This window comes from Falsihalocynthiibacter sp. SS001 (genome assembly GCF_042445055.1).
Taxonomy (GTDB): Bacteria; Pseudomonadota; Alphaproteobacteria; order Rhodobacterales; family Rhodobacteraceae; genus Falsihalocynthiibacter.
This window is the reverse complement of sequence record NZ_CP170339.1, coordinates 1069656-1095749: the sequence shown is the minus strand read 5'-3', so window position 1 is coordinate 1095749 and position 26094 is coordinate 1069656. Positions and strand designations below refer to the sequence as shown.

At 54.7% G+C, this 26094-nt stretch carries 25 protein-coding genes; 11 read left to right on the top strand and 14 right to left on the bottom strand.

What is annotated here, in order from left to right; all coding sequences use genetic code 11:
* The first annotated feature begins 5 nt into the window (after positions 1–5).
* Together ACFE33_RS05445 and ACFE33_RS05440 are read left to right on the top strand one after the other, a co-directional pair.
* Positions 6–413: an OsmC family protein gene (locus ACFE33_RS05445; protein WP_380057887.1), complete on the top strand. Its 408-nt coding sequence runs from the start codon at positions 6–8 to the stop codon at positions 411–413.
* Positions 406–1602: a cytochrome P450 gene (locus tag ACFE33_RS05440; RefSeq protein ID WP_380057885.1), complete on the top strand. Its 1197-nt coding sequence runs from the start codon at positions 406–408 to the stop codon at positions 1600–1602. Before ACFE33_RS05445 ends, ACFE33_RS05440 begins: the two co-directional genes overlap by 8 nt.
* On the opposite strand, the gene ACFE33_RS05435 is transcribed toward ACFE33_RS05440, so the two are convergent.
* From ACFE33_RS05435 to ACFE33_RS05415, 5 genes are all read right to left on the bottom strand, one after another.
* On the bottom strand, positions 1599–3383 hold the full coding sequence (locus ACFE33_RS05435) for a TRAP transporter permease (RefSeq protein ID WP_380057884.1): 1785 nt from the start codon (positions 3381–3383) through the stop codon (positions 1599–1601). The two genes, ACFE33_RS05440 and ACFE33_RS05435, sit on opposite strands and share 4 nt — an antisense overlap.
* 70 nt (positions 3384–3453) lie before the next feature.
* Positions 3454–4413 (bottom strand): TAXI family TRAP transporter solute-binding subunit, encoded by a 960-nt coding sequence (locus ACFE33_RS05430; protein ID WP_380057882.1) that lies wholly within the window; start codon positions 4411–4413, stop codon positions 3454–3456.
* Positions 4414–4618: 205 nt separating this feature from the next.
* Positions 4619–5416 carry a substrate-binding domain-containing protein gene (locus ACFE33_RS05425; RefSeq protein WP_380057881.1) on the bottom strand — a complete coding sequence of 266 codons (798 nt, stop codon included), beginning with the start codon at positions 5414–5416 and terminating at the stop codon, positions 4619–4621.
* Positions 5413–6123 carry an ATP-binding cassette domain-containing protein gene (locus ACFE33_RS05420; protein ID WP_380058658.1) on the bottom strand — a complete coding sequence of 237 codons (711 nt, stop codon included), beginning with the start codon at positions 6121–6123 and terminating at the stop codon, positions 5413–5415. The genes ACFE33_RS05425 and ACFE33_RS05420 overlap by 4 nt, the downstream gene beginning before the upstream one ends.
* Positions 6117–6821, bottom strand: coding sequence for an ABC transporter permease (locus tag ACFE33_RS05415; protein ID WP_380057879.1), 705 nt, complete (start codon positions 6819–6821; stop codon positions 6117–6119). Before ACFE33_RS05415 ends, ACFE33_RS05420 begins: the two co-directional genes overlap by 7 nt.
* A 141-nt stretch (positions 6822–6962) precedes the next feature.
* Between ACFE33_RS05415 and ACFE33_RS05410 the strand changes: the two genes are divergently transcribed.
* Positions 6963–7340, top strand: a complete 378-nt coding sequence (locus tag ACFE33_RS05410) for a rhodanese-like domain-containing protein (protein ID WP_380057877.1) — start codon at positions 6963–6965, stop codon at positions 7338–7340.
* Between the two features lie 10 nt (positions 7341–7350).
* Here ACFE33_RS05410 and ACFE33_RS05405 read toward each other — a convergent pair whose 3' ends face one another.
* On the bottom strand, positions 7351–8337 hold the full coding sequence (locus ACFE33_RS05405) for a 2-hydroxyacid dehydrogenase (protein WP_380057876.1): 987 nt from the start codon (positions 8335–8337) through the stop codon (positions 7351–7353).
* A gap of 118 nt (positions 8338–8455) precedes the next feature.
* Here ACFE33_RS05405 and ACFE33_RS05400 point away from each other — a divergent pair, with 118 nt between their 5' ends.
* On the top strand, positions 8456–8962 hold the full coding sequence (locus ACFE33_RS05400; protein WP_380057875.1) for an SH3 domain-containing protein: 507 nt from the start codon (positions 8456–8458) through the stop codon (positions 8960–8962).
* A 4-nt stretch (positions 8963–8966) separates the two neighbouring features.
* Here the strand turns inward: ACFE33_RS05400 and ACFE33_RS05395 are convergent, their stop codons facing one another.
* Genes ACFE33_RS05395 through coaBC form a run of 4 tightly spaced genes read right to left on the bottom strand, consistent with a single transcriptional unit; the run spans position 8967 to position 13764 of the window.
* Positions 8967–10985: a M3 family metallopeptidase gene (locus ACFE33_RS05395; RefSeq protein ID WP_380057874.1), complete on the bottom strand. Its 2019-nt coding sequence runs from the start codon at positions 10983–10985 to the stop codon at positions 8967–8969.
* Between the two features lie 57 nt (positions 10986–11042).
* Positions 11043–12083, bottom strand: coding sequence for a HesA/MoeB/ThiF family protein (locus tag ACFE33_RS05390; RefSeq protein WP_380057873.1), 1041 nt, complete (start codon positions 12081–12083; stop codon positions 11043–11045).
* A complete protein-coding gene (dut, locus tag ACFE33_RS05385) occupies positions 12080–12553 on the bottom strand; it encodes a dUTP diphosphatase (protein WP_380057872.1) in 474 nt (157 codons plus the stop codon). Before dut ends, ACFE33_RS05390 begins: the two co-directional genes overlap by 4 nt.
* Positions 12554–12570: 17 nt before the next feature.
* The gene (coaBC, locus tag ACFE33_RS05380; RefSeq protein WP_380057870.1) at positions 12571–13764 is read right to left on the bottom strand and encodes a bifunctional phosphopantothenoylcysteine decarboxylase/phosphopantothenate--cysteine ligase CoaBC; all 1194 of its coding nucleotides are present in this window, start codon (positions 13762–13764) and stop codon (positions 12571–12573) included.
* 114 nt (positions 13765–13878) lie between these two features.
* Here coaBC and cobU point away from each other — a divergent pair, with 114 nt between their 5' ends.
* From cobU to ACFE33_RS05360, 4 genes are all read left to right on the top strand, one after another.
* Positions 13879–14403 (top strand): bifunctional adenosylcobinamide kinase/adenosylcobinamide-phosphate guanylyltransferase, encoded by a 525-nt coding sequence (gene cobU, locus ACFE33_RS05375; protein WP_380057868.1) that lies wholly within the window; start codon positions 13879–13881, stop codon positions 14401–14403.
* Positions 14400–14972, top strand: coding sequence for a histidine phosphatase family protein (locus tag ACFE33_RS05370; protein ID WP_380057866.1), 573 nt, complete (start codon positions 14400–14402; stop codon positions 14970–14972). Before cobU ends, ACFE33_RS05370 begins: the two co-directional genes overlap by 4 nt.
* A gap of 58 nt (positions 14973–15030) precedes the next feature.
* Positions 15031–15897 (top strand): glutathione S-transferase, encoded by an 867-nt coding sequence (locus tag ACFE33_RS05365; protein WP_380057865.1) that lies wholly within the window; start codon positions 15031–15033, stop codon positions 15895–15897.
* Positions 15898–15971: 74 nt separating this feature from the next.
* Positions 15972–17486 carry a YifB family Mg chelatase-like AAA ATPase gene (locus ACFE33_RS05360; RefSeq protein ID WP_380057864.1) on the top strand — a complete coding sequence of 505 codons (1515 nt, stop codon included), beginning with the start codon at positions 15972–15974 and terminating at the stop codon, positions 17484–17486.
* On the opposite strand, the gene gshB is transcribed toward ACFE33_RS05360, so the two are convergent.
* The 3 genes from gshB to rsmI are packed head-to-tail and all read right to left on the bottom strand — an operon-like array spanning position 17483 to position 19702.
* Positions 17483–18424, bottom strand: a complete 942-nt coding sequence (gshB, locus tag ACFE33_RS05355) for a glutathione synthase (RefSeq protein WP_380057863.1) — start codon at positions 18422–18424, stop codon at positions 17483–17485. The genes ACFE33_RS05360 and gshB overlap by 4 nt on opposite strands.
* Before the next feature lie 58 nt (positions 18425–18482).
* Entirely contained in the window at positions 18483–18839 is a 357-nt protein-coding gene (locus ACFE33_RS05350) for a YraN family protein (RefSeq protein WP_380057862.1), read from the bottom strand.
* On the bottom strand, positions 18836–19702 hold the full coding sequence (gene rsmI / locus ACFE33_RS05345; RefSeq protein WP_380057861.1) for a 16S rRNA (cytidine(1402)-2'-O)-methyltransferase: 867 nt from the start codon (positions 19700–19702) through the stop codon (positions 18836–18838). The genes ACFE33_RS05350 and rsmI overlap by 4 nt, the downstream gene beginning before the upstream one ends.
* A gap of 106 nt (positions 19703–19808) precedes the next feature.
* Between rsmI and ACFE33_RS05340 the strand changes: the two genes are divergently transcribed.
* The 3 genes from ACFE33_RS05340 to murJ are packed head-to-tail and all read left to right on the top strand — an operon-like array spanning position 19809 to position 25301.
* Positions 19809–20984 (top strand): penicillin-binding protein activator, encoded by a 1176-nt coding sequence (locus ACFE33_RS05340; protein ID WP_380057860.1) that lies wholly within the window; start codon positions 19809–19811, stop codon positions 20982–20984.
* Positions 20944–23766 (top strand): [protein-PII] uridylyltransferase, encoded by a 2823-nt coding sequence (locus tag ACFE33_RS05335; RefSeq protein WP_380057859.1) that lies wholly within the window; start codon positions 20944–20946, stop codon positions 23764–23766. Before ACFE33_RS05340 ends, ACFE33_RS05335 begins: the two co-directional genes overlap by 41 nt.
* Positions 23763–25301, top strand: a complete 1539-nt coding sequence (gene murJ, locus ACFE33_RS05330) for a murein biosynthesis integral membrane protein MurJ (RefSeq protein ID WP_380057858.1) — start codon at positions 23763–23765, stop codon at positions 25299–25301. The genes ACFE33_RS05335 and murJ overlap by 4 nt, the downstream gene beginning before the upstream one ends.
* Here the strand turns inward: murJ and ACFE33_RS05325 are convergent, their stop codons facing one another.
* On the bottom strand, positions 25302–26009 hold the full coding sequence (locus ACFE33_RS05325; RefSeq protein ID WP_380057857.1) for a rhomboid family intramembrane serine protease: 708 nt from the start codon (positions 26007–26009) through the stop codon (positions 25302–25304). It abuts the gene before it with no gap.
* Positions 26010–26094 lie beyond the last annotated feature (85 nt).

Sequence of the window (26094 nt, the reverse complement as noted above, 5' to 3'; positions counted from 1 at the left end):
CTGCAATGGCGGTAAAACTCAAACCCAAGTCCTTCGGCCCCGTTTTTGTTTTGTATGATAGCACGGATACACTTCGATACGCATATGGCGATCCGTCTGAGGCAACCGAATATCCGCCTGTAAACTCGCCTGTCGATACGCTCTTGGCGTCGCTTGCGTCCTGCATTGCCAAATCAATCGAGATCACTGCAGCATCGCAAAAAGCATCGCTACGCCCTTTCACAGTTCAAGTGGATGGTGCGAAATCAACTGACCTTCCTGGGCGCCTCGCCAAAGCACATATCACTGTAATTGGCGATTTTGTGGATGACGAAGAGCAGCTTCAGAAGATTGTGAAACAAGCCAAGGCCATCTGTACCGTCAGCAATTCTCTAACTACCGAAATCACAATTGAGACAACGCCCGATGTCTGATGCAACGAAAAACGGTGCGGATGTCCCGACGGATACCATCACCACGTTAGAGATGCTGAACGACAATCCAGAAGCCGTTTACGCACGCCTTCGCCAAACGATGCCCATCGCCCGCATTCAGGCGCTGAACGGTAGAATCCTATTTACCAAAGCCCAAGACACCTTTCGCGTTAAAACCGATGCCGAGCATTTCGGATCATATGACACGACAACGCCAATGCAGCGTGCTTTTGGCGGTCATACCCTTATGCGCAAGGATGGCTGCCCCCATATTCGCGAACGCCGAGCAATGGAACCGCCCCTTGAAGCGAACGGTTTGCAAAAATGGGAAGGCAACTTTGCAAATATCGCGGAAGGTCTGCTTGACGGGTTAAAGCACAACAAAACTGCGGACCTCGTTGCCGATTTTTGCACTCCGTTGAGTGCGGGATACTTGCGACACGTTCTTGGACTAAGAGTGGACGATAAAACCCTCTTTTCATGGGCAAATGCGCTGGTTCGGGGTGCGATGAATGCAAGCTTTGATCCTGCAATATTCGAGGTCAGCGATCGCGCAAACGACGAGATGAACGCGCACTTCGACGAGATGATCGCCGCGCACCGCAACTCCCCCGATGGGTCGGCACTTTCCGCCATGGCAAATCAGGCAGACGCCCTGCCGCTTAGCCAGATTCAGACCAACATGAAAATATGTATCGGCGGTGCCGTTCTGGAAACGCGCGACGCGCTAGCGTCCACAATGTTGGGTCTGCTTAGCAACGCCGAGCAACTCCAGAACTGTATCCAGAACGCGGATTGGGAGGCGGCATGTGAAGAAGGACTCCGTTGGGTTGCTCCGATTCAGGCCAGCCCACGAATAGTCAAAAAATCACTGGTTATGCGAGGGTTTCTCATTCCCGAAGGCGAAACTGTCATGGCGGTACAGGCTTCGGCTAACCGCGATGAAGACATCTGGGAAAACCCCGAAAAATTCGACATCACCCGCCCGCTACACCGCAACCAGACATTCGGCGACGGTGCGCATCAGTGCCTTGGCGGCGGCGTGTATCGCTTGCTGGCCAGCAAGATTGCCCTACCGATGCTGTTTGACCGCTTTCCAAACATGGCCCTCGCACCGAATCCAGAAGTAGCGCTTAAGGGGTTTGCCTTCCGCGGCCCGGCGACACTACCGGTGGTGCTGGCCGCCTAGAATAGCAATCCAGCGAACACCACCAAAAGGCCCGAGAGCGTAAGCGCATTCTTGGCCCATGGTGCCCGCGCGGCTATCAACCCATAGCTTACCAAACTAAGCCCAACGCCCATGCGCAGAAACGCTAGGATCGCAAGCAGCGGCGACTCTGTCAACTTGAGGATGTTCGGGTCGGCAATCATCCCAAGTGGAATGATGTAGAGCCCCACACCCAAGCTCATCGCAGTAAGCGCAACCTTAAGCCAGTTTTCACCGATCATACCTGCGGCGATAAATACGGCCCCACAGACAGGCGGTGTGATGGTAGATAGAAGTGCAAACCAGAACACGAACAAGTGCGCCTGTAGCGGCTCAAGCCCCTGCTGAATGAGCGCGGGCCCCGCCACCGAAACGCAAATCACATATGCGGCGGTGGTTGGAACCTCCATTCCGAGGATCAAGCAAGCAAGCGCGGTCAATAGCAGCGATGGCCAGAGCAACCCGCCCGAACCCGATAGAATGAGAGAGGTGATTTTTACGCCCAGCCCCGTGATTGACAGCACCCCGATGATGATCGACGCACAGAAGATAATCGCCGCAATCATAGACATCTGCTTGGCAGAATTGAGTAGAGCATTAGAGAAACGCTCGGCGATCAACTGCGGGTCAAAACGGCCCGAGCGATTAAAGAACAAGAGCACCGCGCCCGCCAGAATTGCCAAACATGCCGCGTATTGTGGCGTGTAACCAGCAACGAACATTGACCAAAGCAGTACCGAAAAAGGTATCAGAAAGAAGGCCGAAGTAATGAGCACATCGCGCGCTGCGGGCTGTTCACTCTTGTCGATGCCACGCAGATCAAAACGGCGCGCGTATGCGTTGATCCCCATCCAGACTGCAACAAAGAAAAGGATCGCAGGAAGGATCGCCGCCGCCATGATCCCAGTGTAGGGAACGCCTGTTAGTTCAACCATCACGAACGCCCCTGCCCCCATCAATGGCGGCATGATCTGCCCTCCCGAAGAGGCGACGGACTCGACGGCGGCTGCTAGGCGCTTGGGATAACCCAGTTTGGTCATGGCAGGTAAGGTGATCGCGCCCGTTGAGGCAACGTTGGCCGAGGCCGAACCTGAGATCGAACCAAACAGCGCAGAGGAAATAACCGACACCTTGGCAGCACCGCCCTTAAGCCGCCCCGCCGCAGCAGCAGCGACATTCATGAAGCCTTGCCCCGCTTCGCCCGCATTTAGGAACGCGCCGAAGATTACGAAAATAGCTACAACGCCTACCGAAACGGCGGTCAGGCTTCCCCAAATACCGCCTTCGGCAATTGTGAGTGTGCCGAGAAAGCTGTTGATCGGCGTACCAGAGTGTCCGAACTCGCCCGGAATATGGCTTCCGAACAGGGCATATATCAACGCAAGTGCCGCCACCGTAGGGAGCGGCCACCCGATAGCGCGGCGCGCAGCTTCAATTACGCAAACGAGAAGCACGACGGCGATGAATAACTGAAAACGCCCTTCAAGAAATCCGTATTGATCGCCCAGCATATCGTGGTTCAATGCAATCCAGATGGAGGCAGCGACGCCCCCAATTGAGAATATGACCCCTGTAATGAGCTCGGTCGTTGTGCGGGCGTTATAAACGAACACCCAAGGCAATACGAAAGCGAGGTGTAATGGGCGGCTCACCAAATTCGGGACCAGCCCCCAGAACACAAGGCCGATATGGAAAATGACCATAACTGCGGCCAAAACCAGCCAGAACAAACGAAGAGGGAGAGGGTTCTGGATATCAATCATTCTCGTAATCCTTGGGCCGAAAAAATGGCCGACGCATCGCCGGCCATTCTGAATAGTGATTTCTGAATTATTATTTCTGAGCGTCAGTCAGCTCAAAACCCGCTTCTTCGTAGTACTTTACCGCACCAGCGTGAAGCTTGGTCGTGATGTTCGCCATCAGCGTTTCATCAACACCGTTCCACCAGCCAGCTGTCTCGCCCATTGCGGCTTTGTTTTCCCAGAACGTTTTGGTCAGGGCATAGGCAGTATCATCGTCCATTTTTGTTGTCGTGAAGGCAACAACAGGCAACGATGTCGTGGCGATGTCCTCAGTTTGACCCGCATAAGTACCAGCAGGGATTGTCAGGCGTGTACGCTTGGTTGCTTCGATCTGCTCGTCAGTCAGTGAAAGAACGGTAACGCCGGTTGATGCCGCCGCCTCAATCACGTTCGGCGCAGGATAGGAACCCGCAGTGACAAAGCCGTCAATCTGACCGTTCTTTAGCGCCTGAACAGCACCGGACAACTCAACATCAGCGATATCAACTTTGCCCTCGAGACCAAACAGTCCAAGGTATTTCTCGCCTTCTGTCGCGCCAAACGAACCCTTACCCAGAAGGATCGATTTACCTTCAAGACCAGCGAAATCCGTGATGCCGGCAGAATCCGCAACCACGAAATGCATTGTCAGCGACGGAATAGGGAACAACGCTCTGATTTCGTCAAACGCAGGGTCGCCCTTGCCCTCGAACATCGCTTTGCCTTCTTGCGCAAGGCTTACCAACGAAGGAGGAGTCGTAAAGACATAGTCAGCCCCGCGCGCGCGAACTTCCATCACGTTTTGGGTCGAACCTTGGCTTTCTTCGACGGTTACGATGATCTCGCCATCGGTTCCTGCCTTCAACGCCTCGGAAATCTGGACGCCCATCTGATAATATGACGAAGCTGCTTTGGCAGATTTATACGTAACGCGTGTCTCCGCAAAAGCAGCAGATCCAGCAACAAGCGCCAGAGCGGCAGCGGCGGCAATTGGTTTAGCAAATTTGATCATGGTTTCTCCTGTTCATCCCTCAAAATAATCTCGCAACTTGCTAGGTTCCGATATTCGTTTTTAGCCTCAATGACAAACAAAGAGTGCTGATATGCGGCTGCGATTTGAAAAGCGAATTGGCTATTCCAAATTTGAATTCATCCAGCGGCGCTCTTGCAAAATCAGCCATTTCTTGGGCAGAAATGTCTTAGACTCAAGCTGTTAATCAATTCTGCGCATTGAAGGTAAAGAGCGTTTCGCCGTTGATTTCGTAGTCATTAATCAGCGATTTCGCGTGATCCCCAACAAGCCATTCCTCAAGCGACGCGGCAAGCTCTGCCTTTACATGCGGATGCAGCGCGGGATTTACGGGCAGATAGGCATACTGATTGAACAAGCGATGATCGCCCGAATACAGCAAGGCTAGATCACCTTTGTTTCCAAAATTCAGCCAGCTCGCCCGATCAGAAACCAAATACGCGTTCATACCTGCGGCAGTGTTTAGAGTTCCGCCCATTCCCGTTCCGAGTTCGCGATGCCAATCTCCCGCAGGATCAATTCCCGCTTCTTCCCAAAGCGCGCGCTCCCTTTTGTGGGTGCCGCTATCGTCCCCACGGCTCACAAAAACCGACTCGGATATTGCGATGCGCGTGAGCACATCTGTAACGCTCTGCGCCTCGGCAATGTCGGCAGGGTCGTCCTTTGACCCGATAAATACGAAATCGTTGTACATGATTTCACGGCGATGCAGACCATACCCCTGCGCTACAAATTCTTCTTCGGCGCTACGCGAATGTACTAGGATTGCGTCCACATCGCCCGCTTCGCCCAGCCGAAGCGCTTGCCCCGTGCCGACGACGAGCAACTCAACATCCAATCCGAGGTCTTCTTTGATCGCTGGCACCAAAATATCGGACAGCCCAGAGTTATGGAAAGAGGTCGTGACCGCCATTCGAATGGTCTCTGCGCTTGCCATACTCATGCTCGCGATCAGGGCCAGCCCTGCAAATAAGGTTCGCATCATTCGACTATTTCTCCGCTCAAAAATCTCTTTGTTTCAATACGTTCCGGCGCACTAAATATGGACTGCGCCGTGCCCTTCTCGTGTATTTTACCACCGAGCATAAAAATCACATCGGTCGCCAATCGCCGCGCCTGCCCCATATCATGAGTGGACATAACAATCCGTGTGCCCGCTTGGGTGGCTTCGTGCAGGATTGCTTCGATATCCTTGGTCGCGGATCCGTCGAGATTGGCGCAGGGCTCGTCCAAAAACAAGACCTCAGGGCCACGAATCAGCGCGCGCGCAAGGGTCAGCTTTTGCTTCTCACCACCTGACAGGCGCGGAGCGGGAAGTTCAAGCTTATCTTCCAAACCAATTCGCGCGGCCCATTCGCTCGCACGATCAGGAGCATTGGGCGCCTTGATAAGTTCCAGCGGGTAGGTCAAATTCTTGAGTACGCTGCGTCTGAGCATTATCGGACTCTGAAACACAAACGCTTGTTTCTTTTCGGCGATTTCCTGTGGTTGTGCCCATGAAACTTGCCCTTCGGAGTGGCGCACGACACCGTGCATCATACGCAACAGGCTCGTCTTTCCTGCGCCGTTTGGCCCCATCACAATCGTCAGCCCCTCTGGGGACAACACATGCGATATCGGGCCAATCAAGCGCCGTCCGCGCCGCCTGACGGTCGCATGCTCTATGGTAAGTGGAAGAATACCTGTCACCAGCGCCCCTCCTTTTCGGTGCGGGTTAGCCAATGGATCGAGATATTCACAAACAGCGCCAAACCGATCAAAACAAATCCAAGCCCCATCGCGAGCGCGAAATCCCCCTTGCCTGTCTCAAGCGCAATTGCGGTCGTCAGGACGCGGGTAGCATGGTCGATGTTGCCGCCAACGATGATGATTGCGCCGACTTCTCCGATTGCACGGCCGAACCCCGCAAGCGCCGCCGTCAATAATGCGCGCCGACCATCCCATAACAGCGTCGCGATGCGTTGCCGCGGCGAAGTATTTAGTGAAATCAGCAAATCATGATACTCGGCCCACAGGTCGCGCATATACTGATGCGTTATGGATGCAATTAGCGGCGTAATGATAATCACCTGAGCAACAATCATCGCCGTCGGTGTGAAAAGCAAACCCAGCACACCGAATGGCCCCGACCGCGACAACATCAAGTATACAACCAGCCCGACCACAACGGGCGGCAACCCCATAAGCGCGTTGAGTGCAGCGATGGTCAATCGTCGGAACCGGAACCGCCGAATTGCCAGCCATGTTCCGAGTGGAAGTGCAAACAAGGAAGCAATAACCGTCGCGCTCAGCGAGACCTGAAGCGAGCGCAGCGTGATGTCGATCAAATCCCGATCAAATGTGACGAGCAGAAGAAACGCTTCCTTCAGCCCCTCAGTGATTTCTGCCATGCGTGATCTTGCCTCGTTATTATTCTCTGCCATCGGCCGAAATCGGCGCTAACTAGATGATGACGTTGTGCCTCCATTGACTGTGACCTACGGTACTATTCATTATCGATTCAGATTTGGCTATTCAGAAAAGAGGATTTTATGAAAACCGCACAACAATATCTCGACGATGCAAACGCCGTGGTACCCCGCGTATCCTCGGAAGACGGTATCAAAAAGCATGCCTCAAATGAGGCCTTGTTCATTGATGTCCGCGACTCTGGCGATATTGCCAAGTCCGGCACAATTGCAGGAGCCTTACGCATTCCGCGCGGATTTATCGAATTTGCTGCTGATGAAAACAGCCAATTCCACAACCAAGCCCTCAAGAAAGACGCCGAGATTTGTCTCGTCTGTGGGCTCGGTGGGCAAGCTGCTCTTACGGGCAAGACGCTTGTGGACATGGGCTTTACCAATGTCACCAATGTTGGTGGCTTTGGCGATTGGGAAAAAGCGGGCGGCCCTACCGAAAAAGGCTAGGCCACCGCATTCAATAAGCGTTCGGCACAACGAGATCGGGCGGGCGGTGTCCATCATCAAATGTCTTGATGTTGATCAGAACTTTCTCGCCCATCTCAACCCGCCCTTCCCGCGTGGCGGAACCAACATGCGGCAACAAAGCGACATTATCCAATGCACGCAAGCGCGGATTGATGTTCGCACCATCCGCAAATACGTCCAAACCTGCGCCCGCAATTTCGCCCGCGCGCAACATCCGTGTTAGGGCGTTCTCGTCGATCACTTCGCCACGTGATGTATTCACAATCACTGCCGAGGGTTTCATCAGCTTAAGCCTACGCGCATTCATCAAGTGATAGGTGCTTGGCGTATGAGGGCAGTTGATCGACAGAACATCAACCCGTGCCACCATCTGATCGAGGCTTTCCCACCACGTCGCTCGTAGATCGGCCTCAACTTCGGGATGCAGGCGTTTGCGATTGTTATAGTGGATTTCCATCCCGAAAGCCGACGCCCGACGCGCAACAGCACGCCCGATCTGCCCCATTCCGAGAATCCCGAGTTTCATCCCCGAGATACGCCCGCCAAGCATGGCGGTCGGCGTCCAGCCGCGCCAATCACCTTCTTGCATCATCCTGAGACCCTCAGGAACGCGGCGGGTGATCGCAAGGATAAGCATCATCGCGATGTCGGCGGTATCGTCGGACACAACTCCTGGCGTGTTTGACACAAGGATGCCGCGCTCGCGAGCCGTCGCCACGTCGATGTGATCGACCCCTGCCCCGTAGTTCGCAATCAGCCGCAATTTCTCGCCGGCCTGCGCAAGTAACGACGCGTCGATTCTGTCTGTTACGGTCGGCACCAAGACATCCGCGCTCTGCATTGCAGCAAGGAGTTCGCGGCGCCCCATCGGCGTGTCATCATCGCGCAACGTCGTGTCGAACAACTCTTTTAGGCGCGCCTCAACTACGGCTGGCAACCGTCGCGTAACAACAACACTCAATCGTTTAGCGGCCAAGTCAGCCTCCCTTTCCTTTTCTTATTGTGCTCTGCGTTCTATGGTGGCCGATGTATCGATCGGGCACAAGAACCCGACGGACAGAAGCAGTTATTATTATTTTACGGGCGATCGCCGAATGCGTAGCACTCACTTCTTTCGCTCCCTCGTTGGGGCGCTATTGCTGACTCTCATCGCTCAGCCCGGTTTCGCGGAAGCGCGCGGAGCGGTCACGAACCTCCCGATCCCACGATTTGTCTCCATGAAATCGTCAGAAGCAAATGTACGCCGCGGACCAAGCCTGACCCATCGTATTGATTGGGTTTACAAACATCGCAACATGCCGCTTCAAGTCACCGCAGAGTTTGGCCACTGGCGCCGTGTTCAGGATATGGATGGCGCTGGCGGCTGGGTGCATTTCAGCCTACTCTCAGGAGTGCGCACCGTCGTTATTAAAGACGATATGACAAGCATCTATGCCCAGCCCAAAGAAAACGCCACCGTCACCGCGCACCTGAAACAAGGGGTGATTGCGCGGCTTCAGGATTGCGAAATCTCATGGTGCGAAGTGAGTGCATCAGGGTACAAAGGATGGGCCCCGAAAACCGCGCTTTGGGGTGTCGGGGCCGAAGAAATTCGCAACTAATACCCTAGGCCAGTCCCCGCCCTTTTAAGAGCGCATCAACTTTCGGCATCCGCCCCCGAAACGCTAGATAGAGTTCCTCTGGATCCTTAGAGCCACCTATCGAGAGGATGTTTTCCACAAGGCTCTTGGCAACCTTCGGATCGAACGGCCCCCCCGCTTCTTCAAATGCAAGGAACGCATCGGCGTCCATCACTTCGGACCACATATAGCTATAATAGGCGCTGGAATATCCGTCGCCGGAAAAAACATGCGCAAAGCCTGGCGTTGCGTGACGCATCCTAATGGCATGTGGCATTCCGATTTGCGATAGAATTTCGCTCTGTTTTTCCATCGTATCGCTGGGCGCGGGGCCACTGTGGAATTCCAGATCAACCAATGCCGACGCCACATACTCCACGGTCGAAAATCCCATGTCGTAGGTTTGGGCAGCCAATAAACGCTCTAGCAAAGCCTTGGGGATCGGCTCTCCTGTCTCTGCATGAAGCGCGTGTTTCTCAAGAACCTCTGGCACCTCAAGCCAGTGTTCATAAAGCTGGCTTGGCAACTCGACGAAATCGCGCGCAACTGAGGTTCCGGACACGCTCTCGTATGTCACATCGGACAACATTTGATGAAGCGCGTGGCCGAACTCGTGAAACAACGTGCGTGCATCGTCATAGGATAGAAGCGCGGGTTCGCCTTCGGCGGGTTTGGCAAAGTTGCACACATTCACAACGATCGGCCGCACATCACCGCCCAGTTTCTTTTGGCTTCGCATCGCTGAGCACCAAGCCCCCGAACGCTTGGAGCCACGCGCGAAATAGTCCCCGATGAATACCGCCAAATGCTTTCCATTGCGCGTGATCTCCCATGCGCGACAATCGGGATGATACAATGGAGCGTCTAACGCACGCGCGGAAATACCGAACAAGCGATGCGCACAGTCGAACGCAGCATCAATCATACGATCCAACTGGAAATATGGCTTGAGTTCAGCCTCATCCAGATCGTGCTCTGCCAAGCGACGCTTCTCCGCGTAATAGCGCCAATCCCACGCCTCTAGCGGGCCGTTCACACCATCCGCTATCAACATCTCTTCCAAGATCGCGCTATCGGCTTCTGCTGCAGGCTTGGCTTTGGACCAGACATCCATAAGCAAACCGCGCACCGCTTCTGGCGTTTTGGCCATTTCGGTCTCAAGCTTGTAAGCGGAAAAATTGTCATATCCCAACAAATTTGCGCGCTCTTCACGCAGTTTTAGGGTCTCACTTGTGATTTTACGATTATCCGTCTCGCCGCCGTTTGCGCCGCGAGCCACCCATGCCTCATAGGCCTTCTTACGCAAATCTCGTCTTTCCGAGAACTGAAGAAACGGTACGATCAGCGAGCGCGAAAGAGTAACCACGGGGCCATCTGCGCCCTTTTCTGCACCTGCCGCTCGCGCCGAAGCAATAACGAAATCGGGCAAACCAGCCAAGTCATCCTCGGCCAAGGGCATAAACCATTCCCGCTCATCCTTAAGCAAGTTCTGCGCGAACTCCGTCCCTAGAACGGCCAAACGCGCCTTTACCTCACGATGTCGCTCGCGGCCCTCCCCTTTAAGCTCGGCTCCTGCCCGCACAAATCCACGGCGGGTAAGCTCAAGCACCCGTTGCTGCTCGCTGGTTAGCTCAAATTTGGTTCGGTTTTCCCAAACATCATTCACACGCTCAAACAGCTTCGCGTTCATACTGATGTCGCTAGAGTATTCCGCCAACATGGGTGAGAAAACACGCTGAAGCTCCTCGCGTTTCTTGGTGCTGTCGGCTCCTGCGAGGTTGTAAAACACACCCAGAACCCGGCCCAACTCAGCATCTGCAAGCTCAAGCGCTTCGATGGTATTTACGAAGGTCGGCGGCTCGGTGCTCTGGGCGATCGCGTCAATCGCTGCGCGCGCTCTTGTCATCGTCTCAACGACAGCAGGCTCAAAATCATCGTCAGATATTTCCGAAAACGGCGGCAGATTGAAGGGGGTGTTCCATGGGGCGAGCAACGGGTTGGTCATAAGAATTCTCCTTTGATGCCAAGCTAGTCACGACGACAGCAATGCGCCAGATGCCACCTATGATTTTGTGCCGCATATCGGACAATCGGAGCGTTTTTTCACAGCGATCTTGCGCGCCACGGCGTAGAGCCCGTCATACATCAAGAGTTGCCCACGCAACCCCTCGCCTGCCTGTGTAATTTCCTTAACAGCTTCGAGCGCCATCAGCGATCCAATCACCCCCGGAAGCGGCCCCGCAACGCCAGCTTCTGCACAGCTTGGAGCTAAGCCGTCAGCTGGCGCTTCAGGGAAAACACATTGATAACAAGGCGCTCCATGTGCGGGATCATAGAGCGAAATCTGCCCTTCCCACTGTGTCATAGCGGCGGAAATCAATGGTTTCCCGAGCTTCACCGCCGTTGCATTAACTAAATATCGCGTTTCGAAATTATCGGTTCCATCTAGAATGAGGTCATATTCCGCAAACAACTCAGCGGCCAACTCCGCGGTCAGGCGACGATTATAAGGTCGGATTTCAATAAATGGGTTCTGAGCAGCTAATTCCTGTTCGGCGGAGAATACCTTGGGTATTCCGATGTTTGAATCCTTGTGGATTACTTGGCGCTGTAGGTTCGAACTATCGACGACATCATCGTCAATGATGCCAATTCTCCCAACACCTGCGGCCGCTAGATAGAGTGACGCAGGCGCCCCAAGGCCACCCGCGCCTATAACCAACACCTTGGATTTTTTTAGTCGTTTTTGACCCGCTCCACCGATCTCTCTTAGAAAAATGTGACGTGCATAGCGGTCGACCTCGGTATCGGTCAGATCACTTGGCCTCTTCTTCTCAGGAGCGTGCTTTTGCGCCTTTTCACGCAACCAAGCAAGGCCAGTGCGCGCCCCAATCACCGCGAACAGGACGATTCCGACCAGCGCCCATTCGCCCCAGACTGCGCCAAAATATCCCCGCAACGCGTTGCCGCTTGGGAGGGCAACGTGGGCGAGCATTCCAAACAGATAGATCGCCACGATCAGTGCCTGCCGAACACCTCTGCGCATACCCAAATACCCACCGCCAAACCAGATCAGCGCCATGAGTAACAGCGTAACAATCATGCGTCGCGCTTTCCGGTCGAACCAAAGCCACCCGCTCCGCGCTCGGTTTCGTCCAGTTCGTTGACGATTGCGAACTCCGCTTGGATTACAGGGGCGACGATTAACTGCGCAATCCGGTCACCATGGGCGACATGGAAATCCTCTTGGCCAAGATTCACGACGATCACCCCCAACGGCCCTCGATAATCTGAGTCAATCGTACCCGGGGCATTCAAAAGCGTGACACCGTGCTTGAGTGCCAATCCCGAACGCGGGCGCACCTGAACCTCAAATCCCTGCGGGATTTCCATCGCCAAACCCGTCGGAACGAGTGCGCGCTCAAGCGGCGCAAGCGTAATACCTTCGCGTTGCTCTGCGGGGAAGTTTGCGCGAATGTCTGCACCTGCTGAACCAATGGTTTCATAGCTGGGGAGCTTCAACGATTGGTCGGCACCATCAATCCACTTAAGTTTAACGATTTGCTCGGTCATCAAGATATACCCGTATTCTAGTCGGCAATCGCAGACGCGATATTTTGTGCCAGCCGCGCCGCGACCTCTGTTTTGCCCATGCGCGGCCACGTTTCTGCGCCGCGGTCTGAAATCAGAACGACCGCGTTTTCGTCGCCCCCCATGATCCCTGTTTCTGGCGACACATCATTGGCCACAATCCAGTCACAGCCCTTGCGTTTACGCTTGGCCGTTGCATTCTCGACCACGTCATCTGTTTCCGCTGCAAAACCGACCACAAGGTTGGGGCGCATTGCGTGACCACTGACGCTCGCCAAGATATCAGGGTTTTCAACGAAGTTAAGCTCTGGCAGCCCCTGTGCGCCCTTCTTCATCTTGGATGAGCTTGTGTTTGACACACGCCAATCCGCAACCGCTGCCGCGAACACTGCGGCGTCCACGGGTAGCGAACTTTCGACAGCTTCAAGCATCTCGCGCGCCGATTGGACCTTTACAACATGCACTCCGTCTGGTGGCGGCACATCCGCTGGTCCGGTCACAAACACGACCTCGGCTCCCAACGATGCGAGCGCAGCCGCGATGGCCGTCCCCTGCGCACCGGACGAGCGATTTGCTATATATCGTACGGGGTCAATTGGCTCATGGGTTGGGCCGGATGTAACCAGAACGCGCCGCCCCGCAAGAGGACCATCAGAGAGCTTGGCCTCAATCGCAGCGACTATTTCCAATGGCTCCGACATACGGCCGGGGCCAAATTCGCCACAGGCCATGTCGCCCTCATTCGGCCCAACAAGAGCCGCTCCGTCTCGCTTGAGTTGCGCCACGTTTCGCTGCGTGGCGGCGTGCTCCCACATGCGCACGTTCATCGAGGGCGCGTAGAGTATTTCGGTATCGGTTGCCAACAAAAGCGTGCTGGCAAGGTCGTTCGCATGACCTGCCACCGCCTTGGCCATCAAATCAGCCGTCGCTGGGGCGACCACGATCAAATCGGCAGCACGGGAAAGCTCAATATGCCCCATCTCTGCCTCGTCGGTCAGATCAAACAACTCCTGATAAACTTTGCTCGCGGCCAATGCAGAAACGGACATGGGCGTCACGAACTCTGTCGCGGCCTTGGTCAGAACCGGCGTCACGCTCGCTCCGCGTTCGCGCAGTTTTCTTATCAGATCCAGCGATTTATAGGCCGCGATCCCGCCGCCAATAATCAAGAGAATACGTTTTTGCGCCAGCATATACGGCCCCTTTTTCACACGTCCTTTATTGCTATTGTGCCATGGTGGAAATTGCCACCCTTAACCTCTCCGTACAAGTTTGCTAGTGCTAGTCAAAATGCTAGGGAAAAACGAATGCTGCCAAAACTCAGCTTTATTATCGGGGGTGCAGCCTCTGGAAAATCCTCTTATGCGGAAGGGTTGCTCACAGCGCACCAAGGGCCGAAAACATATTTGGCGAGCGCGCAAGCCTTTGATTCCGAGATGGAAAATAAGATTTCTCGACATAAGGTGTCGCGAGGGGGCGGCTGGACAACAATTGAAGAGCCTGTCGATGTTGGCCCTATTTTTGAGGATGCCAATGCGGATTCGGCGATCTTGTTTGATTGCGCAACGCTTTGGCTATCCAATCTTTTTCTGGCGAACAGAGAAACATCGAGTGAATTTGAGAAATTGCTAGATGCGCTGGCGCAATGCCCCGCACCCGTTGTCGTCGTGAGCAACGAGGTTGGCGCTGGCATCGTTCCCGCAGATGCCATGTCGCGGGATTTTCGCGAGACTCATGGTCGTTTGAACCAGAAAATCGCGGCGCAGGCCGACTATGCGGCGCTGGTTGTTGCGGGGCTACCGTTGCATCTTAAGGGGGCGGCACCACAATGACGCGACTTTGGTGGGTGCGCCATGCGCCGACGCACGCAAAATCCATGGTCGGCTGGAGCGACATCAGTGCTGATGTTTCCGACGACGCAGCTTTTGATCGCCTTAACGACGCCCTACCGCGAGACGCAGCGATCATCTCTTCCCCGCTCAAACGCGCCCAAGAAACTGCCGCGAAACTTACTCGCAACCGCGTTCAATACCCGCTCGACGCTGACCTGCGCGAAATACACTTTGGCCGCTGGGAAGGACTAACCTTCGATCAGGCCAACGCCCAAGACCCTGATCTCTTGAAGCAATTCTGGGATAAACCGGGCGCAAGCACCGCGCCAGATGGCGAGAGCTGGGATGAACTTTGCGCGCGGGTCGGTGGCGCGGCGGATCGGATCGCAAAGCTCCCCCCTGATGACATCATCGTTGTCGCCCATTTCGGCGCGATCCTTTGCCAAGTGCAGCGCGCCTTGAATATCTCGACGACTGACGCTTTTGCGCAAAAGATCGATAACCTCTCTATAAGCTGTCTTAGCTTTGACGGCCGCTGGAGCGCCGATTGCATCAATCAAATTCCTTGATGTCATCCATGTGAAAACATCATTTTGAGTGATGGACGCTCTCTGCTAATGCTCAGGCATGACATATCTTCTTGCACTCGGCGATCGCGCCTACTCCAGTTGGTCCCTAAGGGGATGGCTGCTCTTTGAAAAATTCGGCATCCCTTGCGAAACACGTTTTGCACGGCTCTACACCGATGCGTTTCCTGAAATGTTGAAGGAGTTCGCGCCGTCGCGGCTGGTCCCTGCAGTCAAAACGTCGGACGGTCTTGTGATCTCGGAATCGCTCACCATTGCCGAAGAGCTCGCGAGTCGTCATCCAGAGGCAAATATTTGGCCGTCCGACCCAAACCACCGCGCAATCGCCCGCAGTCTGGCCGCCGAGATGCACGCTGGTTTCGGAGCACTTCGCGAAGCATGCCCAATGAACCTCCGCGTTTCCTATAGCAATTTTTCACCAGACGCTTCCGTAACTAAAGACCTGCGCCGTCTCGAGGAAATTTGGGCCACGGCCCGTGAAGCGACAAATAGTAAAACTCCTTGGCTGTGTGGCGAGTATTCCGCAGCTGACGCGTTCTACGCCCCCATCGCCGCGCGGATCGCGGGTTATGGCCTAGAGGTTTCAGACGCGGCACAGGATTATGTAAATGCACATCTTAACGACCCTGCATTCCGCCGCTGGCGCGCTATGGGCCTTGTCGATGGGCCGGATCAACCGTTTTACAAACGTGACTTTGCGCTGAAGGCTTGGCCGGGACCGACATCACTTTCTGCTCGGGCTGTGCCTGCAGGTCATTCGGAAAACACGACCTGCCCCTTTTCTGGCAAGCAGGTGACGGATTTTATGGAGATGGACGGGCGCATTTTTGGCTTCTGCAACCCGTTCTGTCGCGACAAAACGGTCGCTGATCCCGAAGCATGGCCCAGATTTATGGCAATCGTCTAGCGAACTGTTAACCTTTCCTAAACCAAGACTGCGCTACCTCTCTCATCGTTGACGAATGGTTGAGGTGGGGTGATATGGTCGCGCGGTCCTATACGGTGGCGTTTGAAGGGATTGAAGCACAACTCGTTGAGGTCCAGTGTTCTATAAATCCCGGATTGCCCGCATTCTCAATCGTCGGGCTTGCTGGGAAATCAGTCTCAGAAGCGGGAGAGCGCATTCGTGCGTCGCTTACGGCGATGGGCGTTGCGCTCCCCTCAAAACGGATCACCATCAACTTAACGCCCGCCGACCTCCCAAAATCCGGCTCGCATTACGACCTGCCAATCGCGATTTGCCTGCTAACGGCACTTGAAGTCATCCCCCAAGACAAAGCCAGCGAGGTTATCTCGATCGGAGAGTTGTCCCTCGACGGCACACTAACCTACGTTAACGGCGCCCTCCCCGCGGCACTCACGGCAGCATCCCTTGATAAGGATTTCTTTTGCCCACTCGATTGCGCGCCAGAAGCAGCTTGGGTGAGCAGCACGCAAGCACTCGGCGCCAAGAGCATTACTGCGGCGGTGCAACACTTTACAGGCCAATCGCCCCTAGCGGCATCGCCCCCCAGCGAGGCGTCGCAAGGCCAAACCGTTCGTGATATGCGAGACGTAAAGGGGCAAGAAAAAGCAAAGCGCGCACTAGAAATTGCGGCGGCAGGCAGACATCACACGCTACTCATCGGCACGCCCGGCTCTGGAAAGTCGATGCTGGCATCCCGTATTTCGGGTATAATGCCACCACTTTCCCCACGTGAAGCACTCGAAACGTCGATGATCCATTCCGTTGCTGGTCTGTTGTCTGGCGGCGGAATCAGCCGCGACCGCCCATTCCGCGCGCCGCACCACACCGCATCAATGGCGGCAATCGTCGGCGGAGGGCGGGCGGCACTCCCTGGTGAGATATCATTCGCGCACAACGGCGTGTTGTTCATGGATGAGTTTCCAGAGCACAATCGAAACGTGCTCGACAGCTTGCGCCAGCCCCTCGAAATCGGCGAAGTCGCGGTGGCCCGCGCGAACGCTCATGTACATTACCCGTGTCGCTTCATGCTTGTGGCTGCTGCGAACCCTTGCAAATGCGGATATTTTTCCGATCCTGAACGCGCCTGTAGCCGCGCTCCAATTTGCTCAGAGGACTACCTTGGCAAAATATCAGGCCCATTGATGGACAGGTTCGACCTCCAAGTCGAAGTTCCCCCAGTCAGTTTCCGCGATATGGACCTCCCGCAAGACGGCGAACCAAGCAACACAATCGCTACCCGTGTCCTAGCGGCCCGCGATCTGCAAGAAGCTCGATACACTGGCATTGATGGAGTCCACCAAAATGCTGACGCGGAAGGGGAACTCCTTGAGGATATAACCGCACTAGACACGTCCGACCGCTGTTACCTTCGAACTGCCGCCGAAAAGTTCGGGCTAACCGCACGGGGATATCACCGTATCCTACGTGTTTCCCGTACAATCGCCGACCTAGATGTCAGCGAAGACGTCCAACGCAAACACATCGCCGAGGCTTTAAGCTATCGATTGATATCTGCTAAGCGACGTTAGGCGCGTTTCTTTTCGATTGCATCCCACACTTGATCTGCAACATTTACGCCATCGAAACGCTCAAGCTCCAGAATGCCTGTCGGTGATGTCACGTTAATCTCGGTCAGATAGTCGCCGATAATATCAATTCCGACAAATATCTGCCCCTTCTCGCGCAACAGTGGCCCAATCGCATCGCAGATTTCGAGATCGCGGGCCGTTAACCCGATCTTCTCGGGCCGACCACCGACGTGCATATTTGAACGCGTTTCGCCTTGGGCTGGCACACGATTAATTGCACCAACTGGTACTCCGTCCACCAGAATCACGCGTTTGTCGCCGTTGGAAACATCTGGCAGAAATTTCTGAACGATGAGCGGCTCGCGATTGATGCCACTGAACAACTCATGCAGCGACGCGAGATTGCGGTCATCTGTGCCAAGCCGGAAAACACCCGCGCCACCGTTTCCGTAAAGAGGCTTTAGGATGACATCTTCATGCTTCGCCTTGAATGCACGAATTGTATCCAAGTCCCTCGCAATTGTCGTGGGCGGAGTAAGTTCAGGAAAGTCGAGAACCAACAACTTCTCGGGGTAATTACGCACCCAAAACGGATCGTTCACCACCTGTGTCGTATCGCGCAGTCGGTCCAAAAGGTGCGTCGTCGTGATATATCCCATATCAAACGGCGGATCTTGACGAAGCCAAACGACGTCGAATTCGGAAAGGTCGACCTCAACCTCGTCGCCTTTGGTAAAATGGTTCCCCACTTCACGACGCACAGTGAGCGGCCAACCCCGCGCGGTAATGCGCCCTTCCTGAAAGGCTAGTTTATCGGGAGTGTAGTAGAAAAGTTCGTGCCCTCGCTGTTGCGCGGCCTCCGCAAGGCGGAATGAACTATCCGCATTGATATCGAACGCCTCGATAGGATCCATTTGAAAAGCAACTTTGAGCGACATAGTTTATCTCCTTGTTGCCCAATAGATGACGCACCAATTGCGCGGGTTCAATGGGAGATTAGATATGTCCGAACGCGTTTTCGATAATTTGGACCTCGCCGACATCATTCACCAGCGCAACGTCGAACCGCACATCCGTATCCTGCCCGTTTGGCTCGCCTGCCAGAAACTCTGACGCCGCTCCGTAGATACGCTGCATTTGACGGCGTGACACGCGTTGCGCAGCGGTTGCGAAACTACGACTTTTCTTTACTTCAACGAATACAACCGCATCACCGCGGCGAGCAATCAGATCAATTTCGCCTGAAACTCCGCGCCACCGTTTTCTCGCAATCGGCATTCCACGCCCAGCATATGATCGACCAGCGATTTCTTCGGCCGCGAGGCCCGCGTGATATCTCATTGAGCCATTCAATCGACTTTATCCTTATTCATGGCGAGCGCGGTTTGGTACACTTCTCTGCGCGGCACATTCAGAGCTTGGGCCACAATAGTTGCAGAATCTTTAATGGAATGGCTCTCCATTGCATTTTTCAGCGCATCTTCGATTGATTGGCCCTCGACAGCTTCGTCGCCCATACCGTCAACGACCACAACAATCTCGCCTTTGACGTTACGCTCAGAAAACTCTGCGGCGAGTTCGGACAGTGTGCCGCGTGCAACCTCTTCAAATTTCTTGGTAATTTCACGGCATACTGCCGCTTTTCGCTCGGGCCCCAAGAATTTCGACAGGTCGTTAAGCGCGGCCGCTATTCGTTTCGGGGATTCATAGAAAACGAGCGTTGCTTCGATCTTGGCGAGGGATTGAATGAAATTCTGGCGGGCCTTTGAGCTATTGGGAGAAAAACCTGCGAAGTGAAACTGATCTGTCGGCAAACCAGCGATTGTCAGCGCAGCGATTACCGCGCTTGGCCCAGGAGCAGACGTGACTGCTCCGCCCTGCTCAATGACCGCCTGCGCGAGTCCATATCCAGGATCCGCCACCAATGGGGTTCCAGCTTCGGACGCATAAGCAACAGATTTGCCTTCCTCAAGATATCTCAAGAGACGCGGACGCGCCTGTGCGCCGTTGTGATCGTGATATGCAATAAGCGGCCTATCGCCCAACGGGATCGCGTGGATGTCCATAAGTCGCCTAGCAGTCCGCGTGTCTTCGGCGGCGATAACGTCGGCGGAAGCCAGAATATCCAACGCGCGCAAAGTGATATCACGTGCCGTTCCGATTGGAGTCGCCACGAAATATAGCCCCACACTCAGCTTTTTTGTTTCAAAATTCATCTATTCACGCCTTCCGTGACGTTTACTATTGAGGCACAAACGCTTAAGTTCGCACCGACCTGACATTACATTTAGCGCATTACAGATATTTGGAGAGAGACACGTTATGTTTGCTGTTTTCAAGAGTGCCCGCAAGGGAATTAACCTAGTTTTCCTCCTATTTTCTGCAGTTATCGTTGCAGCTTGCCAAGCGCCGACCATGCGATCGGGGCCGACGATCAACACCTCTAATCCTGTTCCAGTGGCGCTTTTGATTCCGGGAGAATCGGCAAGTGCTGGTGACAATATCATCGCGCGCTCCCTTGAAAACGCTGCCCGCTTGGCGATTGCAGACCTTGATGGAGTGCAGATTGATCTGCGTGTTTATAACACCGCTGGCCAAGCCGACCGTGCCGCTGCCGTCGCAAGAACGGCCGTTGATGATGGCGCTAAAATTATTATCGGGCCGCTCTATGGTCAGTCCGCGAATGCTGCGGGCGTTGCCCTTTCGGGCACGAATGTCAATATTCTCGCCTTCTCTAACCAGCCCTCGATTGCTGGCGGCAACGTATTTGTTCTGGGGAACACCTTCGAGAACACAGCGGATCGTATTGTTTCTTATGCCACGCAGCGTGGACTTCGTGACGTTATGATCGTTCATGGTGCCGACAACGTTTCCGAAGCCGCAGGGCGCGATGCCTTGTTGCGCTCGGCAAGTAACTATGGCGCCAACGTAACGGGCGTTAGCTCGTTTGAGATGAGCCAGCAGGGTGTTATCAACGCGGTGCCCGCGATTGCCCGCGACGCGCAAAGCTCTGGTGCACAAGCGATACTCTTTGCTTCTGGCACCGAAGGCGCGCTGCCTTTGCTCACGCAGCTACTTCCCGAGAATGGTGTTAGCCCAAGTACAACACAGTTCATCGGTCTGACACGCTGGGACATTCCATCGGCAACGCTCGCTTTGCCGGGTGTACAGAATGGCTGGTTCGCCCTTCCTGATCCCAGCCTCTCAAGCGCGTACGCAAGCCGTTACCAAGCCTCTTTCGGCGAGGCTCCGCATCCGATCTCTGGACTTGCATATGACGGGATCGCGGCGATCGGCGCGCTTGTCCGTGGCGGCAATTCCAACGCTCTCACCAAGTCGGCGCTCACGCAGTCTTCTGGCTTTGCGGGCGTAAACGGTGCTTTCCGACTCCTCCCCGACGGGACAAACCAACGTGGTCTGGCCATCGCGCAGATCCAACAAAATCAGGTAATCGTCATTGACCCCGCACCAAGAAGCTTCTCTGGCTCTGGCTTCTAAGACAGCTGCCCCAACGCCTCCCCTCGCCTATCCAGCTCCTGAGCTGATTTGCGAACCAAATGACATTCTGAACCTTGACGCTGCAAGAAAAGAGCTTGCGGCGTCACTGGATTTGGCGACTGACAACACAGAAAAGCGCACTCTGACGGTCAATTACCTGCTTGCCGCCCGCAAAAAGGGCAACGCAGCCATCGAAGCAGCCTTTGCCGAACGGCCCTTCGACGCCAAACCTGTCACCAGCGCCTATACCTATCTGATGGATTGCATTGTCGTCCTGACCCACGAGGTCGCGACGCTTTGGCTTCATCCAAACCCGAACCCAACCGACGGTGAGCGCCTCGCGCTTTTGGCGGTCGGTGGATACGGCCGCGCGGAAATGGCGCCGCACTCGGATGTCGATCTTCTCTTTCTGACGCCCTACAAAATCACGCCGTGGGCCGAGAGCGTTATCGAAAGCATGCTTTATATCCTTTGGGATTTGCGTCTGAAGGTTGGGCACTCTAGCCGCACAATCAAAGACTGCATTCGTTTGGGGCGAGAGGATTTCACAATCCGCACGGCGCTTCTGGAGCATCGCTTTATTGCGGGCTACCAACCGCTCGTCGCCGAATTTGACCAGAGCCTGACCAAGAACCTATTCAAGGGAACGGCGCCCGAGTTCATCGAAGCCAAGCTGGATGAGCGCGCGCAGCGACACCTGAAACAAGGCGGTCAACGATATGTCGTCGAGCCAAACGTAAAAGAAGGCAAAGGCGGTCTACGCGATTTGCAGACCCTATTCTGGGTCGCGAAGTACTTGCATGGCGTTCAGTATGCCAAGGAGCTGGTTCAGATTGGTATGTTCGATCAGGACGAATACGACAGCTTTGAGCGCGCCGAGGATTTCCTTTGGGCGACCCGCTGTCACCTGCACCTGATTGCAGGGCGCGCTATGGATATCCTCAGCTTTGATATGCAGGTCGAAGTTGCGTCGCGCATGGGATACGTGGACCGCGCTGGTCGGCGCGCTGTTGAATATTTCATGCAAGACTATTTCCGCCACGCAACCCGCGTTGGGGAACTCACGCGGATTTTCCTTACGACGCTTGAGGAATCCCACGTTAAGAAAGAGCCGCTTCTCGTTGGCCTCTTCCGCCGCAAACGCAAGACACGCGACGGTTTCAAAATTGTCCATAACCGTCTGACGTTTGTTAACGAGAAAGCATTCCTCGCGGACAAGCTCAATATTCTGCGTATTTTCGAAGAGGCCCTACGCACGGGTTTGCTCCTCCACCCCGAAGCGATGCGCGTTATTGCGGCGCATCTGGATTCTATCGACAGCGAAGTAAGAAAGAACAAAGAAGCCCAGCGCATTTTCCTTGATTTACTTCTGAAGCACGGCAATCCGGAACGCGCCCTGCGGCGGATGAACGAAGTCGGTGTGCTTGGGGTGTTTATCCCAGAGTTTCAGATCATTGTAGCGATGATGCAGTTCAATATGTATCACCACTACACGGTCGACGAGCACACCATCCAGTGTATCAAGAACCTGTCTCAAATTGAACGCGGCGAACTGGTTGAGGAACTCCCAGTTGCAAGCGACATTCTTGCGAGCGGAGTTGATCGCAAGGTGCTCTATGTCGCGCTTCTCTTGCATGACATCGGGAAAGGTCGCGACGAAGACCACTCGATCCTTGGAGCCAAAATCGCACGAAAGGTTGCCGCGCGCCTGGGACTTAAGCCCAAAGATTGCAAAACCGTCGAATGGCTTGTGCGTAACCACCTGCTGATGTCCGATACAGCGCAGAAGCGCGATATTTCTGATCCACGTACCGTGCGCGGATTTGCCAAAGCCGTCGGGAACAAGAAGCAGCTCGATTTGCTCACCGTTCTAACGGTTTGCGATATCCGCGGCGTTGGACCCGATACTTGGAACAATTGGAAAGCGATGCTGCTGCGCGATCTGCATGCGCAAACGGCACTTGCACTTGAAAACGGTCTCGAAGACCTCAACCGCACCACACGCGAAACCGCCGCGAAGAAAGCTCTGCGCGCTGCTCTGAAGGACTGGAGCAAGAAGGATATTCGCAAGGAAACAACACGCCATTACCCGCCATATTGGCAGGGCGTTCAACTCAACAGCCACCTCGTTTTTGCCAAGCTCCTCAAGGAAGCAGATGAAAAATCCATTGGAATTGATCTCAGTCTAGACGAAGCCCGCGACGCGACGCGCGCCTGTTTCTGTATGGTGGATCACCCCGGTATTTTCTCGCGTCTCGCGGGGGCCTTGGCGATTGTCGGGGCAAATGTTGTGGATGCGCGCAGCTATACGACCAAAGACGGTTTTGTGACAGCGATCTTCTGGATTCAGGATGCGAATGGCCATCCATATGCCGAAAGCCGCATGACCCGATTACGCAGCATGATCAAGAAAACGCTCATGGGTGAAGTTGTCGCCCGCGAAGCGCTGGACGACAAAGACAAACTCAAGAAGCGCGAAAAAGCCTTCCGCGTCGGTACCAACATCACGTTCGATAACGAAGGTAGTGAAATCTATACGATCATAGAGGTCGACACGCGTGACCGCCCCGGATTGCTCTATGATCTCGCTCGGACACTTGCGAATGCCAACGTTTATATCGCCTCGGCAATCATTGCGACCTACGGCGAGCAGGTCGTTGATACCTTCTATGTCAAGGACATGTTCGGCCTAAAGTTCCACGCCGAAGCAAAACAAAAAGCGCTTGAGGCAAAGATACGTGACGCGGTCTCGAGTGGTTCAGAGCGGGCGATGCGCGGATGAAACCGATTAAGATGATGGCTGGCTTCATGACCGTGGGTTTCTGGACCCTTATGAGCCGTGTTCTGGGATTTGTGAGAGATATTCTAATCGCCAGTTACCTGGGAACAGGGCCAGTGGCCGAAGCGTTCCTTGTGGCGTTCTCGCTCCCCAATATGTTCCGACGGTTCTTTGCCGAGGGCGCGTTCAATATGGCCTTTGTGCCGATGTTCTCCAAGAAGCTTGAGGGCGGCGATGACGCCAAGGGTTTTGCCGAGGATGCCATGTCGGGCCTCGCTGGCATCTTGATCGTGTTTACCGTTATCGCGCATTTTGCAATGCCTTGGCTCGTCCTTGCGATGGCAAGCGGGTTCGTTGGCGACGAACGTTTCGACTTGGCCGTTTTCTTCGGGCGCATCGCATTCCCTTATATCCTGTTTATTTCGATTTCAGCCCTGCTGTCTGGCGTCTTGAACGCGACAGGTCGTTTTGCAGCGGCCGCGGCGGCGCCTGTTCTACTCAATATCCTGCTTGTTGGCGGCATGGTTATGGCTTCGCAATTGGGCTGGGATATCGGCACAACTCTTGCGATCACCGTTCCAATCGCAGGCATCGCGCAAATGATGCTTGTGTGGGTCGCCGCTTCGCGCGCGGGCTTTCGTCTTGTTCCACGGCGTCCGCAGATGACGCCAGACCTAAAACGCCTGCTGATCATTGCCGCCCCCGCCGCGCTGGCTGGTGGCGTTGTACAGGTTAACCTACTGGTTGGCCGCCAAGTCGCCAGTCATTTTGAGGGGGCTGTTGCGTGGCTCTCTTATGCGGATCGTCTATATCAATTGCCGCTGGGTGTTGTCGGAATTGCGGTTGGAATTGTGCTTCTTCCCGATTTATCCCGTCGCTTACGGGCCAAAGACTACGAAGGCAGCAGAGAAGCCCTAAGCCGCGCAGGCGATGTGTCCATGGCACTTACTATTCCCGCTGCGGTCGCGCTCATCGTCATCCCTATCCCGCTTGTGAATGTACTGTTTGAGCGCGGTGCGTTCACAACGGATGATACCGCTGCAACTGCCGCTGCGGTCGCTGTTTATGGCCTCGGACTGCCTGCGTTCGTTTTGCAAAAGCTGCTACAGCCCGTCTATTTCGCGCGCGAGAATACCAAGACGCCGTTCTATTTTGCTGTTGTCGCCATGCTGATTAACGCGGCAATTGCCATCGGACTTGCGCCTTTCCTCCAGTTCTGGGCCGCTGCTCTTGCAACGACGGTCGCGGGCTGGGCGATGGTCCTCATGCTTGCAATTGGTGCGCGGCGCTACGGAGATGTAGCGCGTTTTGATAGGGCGTTCTGGCGGCGCTGTGTGCGTACCATTATCGCCTCTCTCATCATGGGCGTTTGTCTGTGGTTTTCGTCACTTATGCTTGGACCGCTCTTTGGCGCCGGTGGACCCAAAGCACTCGGCCTTATCATTCTGATCGCCATTGGCATCGTCAGCTATTTCGGCATCGGGCACCTGATCGGGGCATTCCGTCTAGGCGATTTTAGGGCCGCAATGCGCCGCTAATCAGTTGCGGCGAATATGGTTCAAGATTGCCTTCGCCCCGCCCGGTGCAACGACGAACGACATAAAGAAACCAACGAAAAACCCGCTAAGCTCGGCCACCCAATCGGTATGCCCGCCGAACAGGACACCGAATAACAGGCGCATCCCCATGAACAGGCCGATGAGGTAGAACGCCTGATATTGATTGCTCCCTGTCACCGATAGGTTCACCCAACGCACAAATGTAAACGCACCAATAAGCCCGAACGCCCCAGTATACCCGCCAATCAAAACCGCCTGTTCACGAAAAATAACCCAGTAGATGATCGCGCCAACGAGTGTAGAAGTGAAATAAACCGCGAGGAATGCGGCACTTCCAAACGCCTCTGCCGTCATTTTCCCCAGCGCCAGGATGAACACAACAACAAACGCGGTAGACACAAAATCCTGATGCACAAAAGAGTACGTCACAAAACGCATCAGAATTTCAGGCACATACCGCCCCGTATCCAGATAGGGCGTCACAAACTCACCTATAAGCGCATACTGATAAATTGCGTCCCGCCGCCAAGCGATCGCTTCTGGGCCACCGATAAGACCGCGCCCGCTCAGGCTAAACAGAATCTCGATCACCGAAAGAACCATCACAAGGCCGACGACGACCATAGGTAGATTATTGAACGGCGACGCGTTGTGATTTGACGTGTCGTCGGGTTGGTGAATGCTCATTTTGTGGAACCTCGCAGATTCAGGCTTTTATTGACGTGCCTTTGCCCTATGGGTAAGGCAACGTACGTTAAAAATCCAGATGGAG

Bases quoted from the DNA above. Each gene is read 5' to 3' on its own strand.
- ACFE33_RS05445 (WP_380057887.1), top strand. From the start codon at position 6: ATGGCGGTAAAACTCAAACCCAAGTCCTTCGGCCCCGTTTTTGTTTTG.
- ACFE33_RS05440 (WP_380057885.1), top strand. From the start codon at position 406: ATGTCTGATGCAACGAAAAACGGTGCGGATGTCCCGACGGATACCATC.
- ACFE33_RS05435 (WP_380057884.1), bottom strand. From the start codon at position 3,383: ATGATTGATATCCAGAACCCTCTCCCTCTTCGTTTGTTCTGGCTGGTT.
- ACFE33_RS05430 (WP_380057882.1), bottom strand. From the start codon at position 4,413: ATGATCAAATTTGCTAAACCAATTGCCGCCGCTGCCGCTCTGGCGCTT.
- ACFE33_RS05425 (WP_380057881.1), bottom strand. From the start codon at position 5,416: ATGATGCGAACCTTATTTGCAGGGCTGGCCCTGATCGCGAGCATGAGT.
- ACFE33_RS05415 (WP_380057879.1), bottom strand. From the start codon at position 6,821: ATGGCAGAAATCACTGAGGGGCTGAAGGAAGCGTTTCTTCTGCTCGTC.
- ACFE33_RS05410 (WP_380057877.1), top strand. From the start codon at position 6,963: ATGAAAACCGCACAACAATATCTCGACGATGCAAACGCCGTGGTACCC.
- ACFE33_RS05400 (WP_380057875.1), top strand. From the start codon at position 8,456: ATGCGTAGCACTCACTTCTTTCGCTCCCTCGTTGGGGCGCTATTGCTG.
- ACFE33_RS05395 (WP_380057874.1), bottom strand. From the start codon at position 10,985: ATGACCAACCCGTTGCTCGCCCCATGGAACACCCCCTTCAATCTGCCG.
- ACFE33_RS05390 (WP_380057873.1), bottom strand. From the start codon at position 12,083: ATGATTGTTACGCTGTTACTCATGGCGCTGATCTGGTTTGGCGGTGGG.
- dut (WP_380057872.1), bottom strand. From the start codon at position 12,553: ATGACCGAGCAAATCGTTAAACTTAAGTGGATTGATGGTGCCGACCAA.
- coaBC (WP_380057870.1), bottom strand. From the start codon at position 13,764: ATGCTGGCGCAAAAACGTATTCTCTTGATTATTGGCGGCGGGATCGCG.
- cobU (WP_380057868.1), top strand. From the start codon at position 13,879: ATGCTGCCAAAACTCAGCTTTATTATCGGGGGTGCAGCCTCTGGAAAA.
- ACFE33_RS05370 (WP_380057866.1), top strand. From the start codon at position 14,400: ATGACGCGACTTTGGTGGGTGCGCCATGCGCCGACGCACGCAAAATCC.
- ACFE33_RS05365 (WP_380057865.1), top strand. From the start codon at position 15,031: ATGACATATCTTCTTGCACTCGGCGATCGCGCCTACTCCAGTTGGTCC.
- ACFE33_RS05360 (WP_380057864.1), top strand. From the start codon at position 15,972: ATGGTCGCGCGGTCCTATACGGTGGCGTTTGAAGGGATTGAAGCACAA.
- gshB (WP_380057863.1), bottom strand. From the start codon at position 18,424: ATGTCGCTCAAAGTTGCTTTTCAAATGGATCCTATCGAGGCGTTCGAT.
- rsmI (WP_380057861.1), bottom strand. From the start codon at position 19,702: ATGAATTTTGAAACAAAAAAGCTGAGTGTGGGGCTATATTTCGTGGCG.
- ACFE33_RS05340 (WP_380057860.1), top strand. From the start codon at position 19,809: ATGTTTGCTGTTTTCAAGAGTGCCCGCAAGGGAATTAACCTAGTTTTC.
- murJ (WP_380057858.1), top strand. From the start codon at position 23,763: ATGAAACCGATTAAGATGATGGCTGGCTTCATGACCGTGGGTTTCTGG.
- ACFE33_RS05325 (WP_380057857.1), bottom strand. From the start codon at position 26,009: ATGAGCATTCACCAACCCGACGACACGTCAAATCACAACGCGTCGCCG.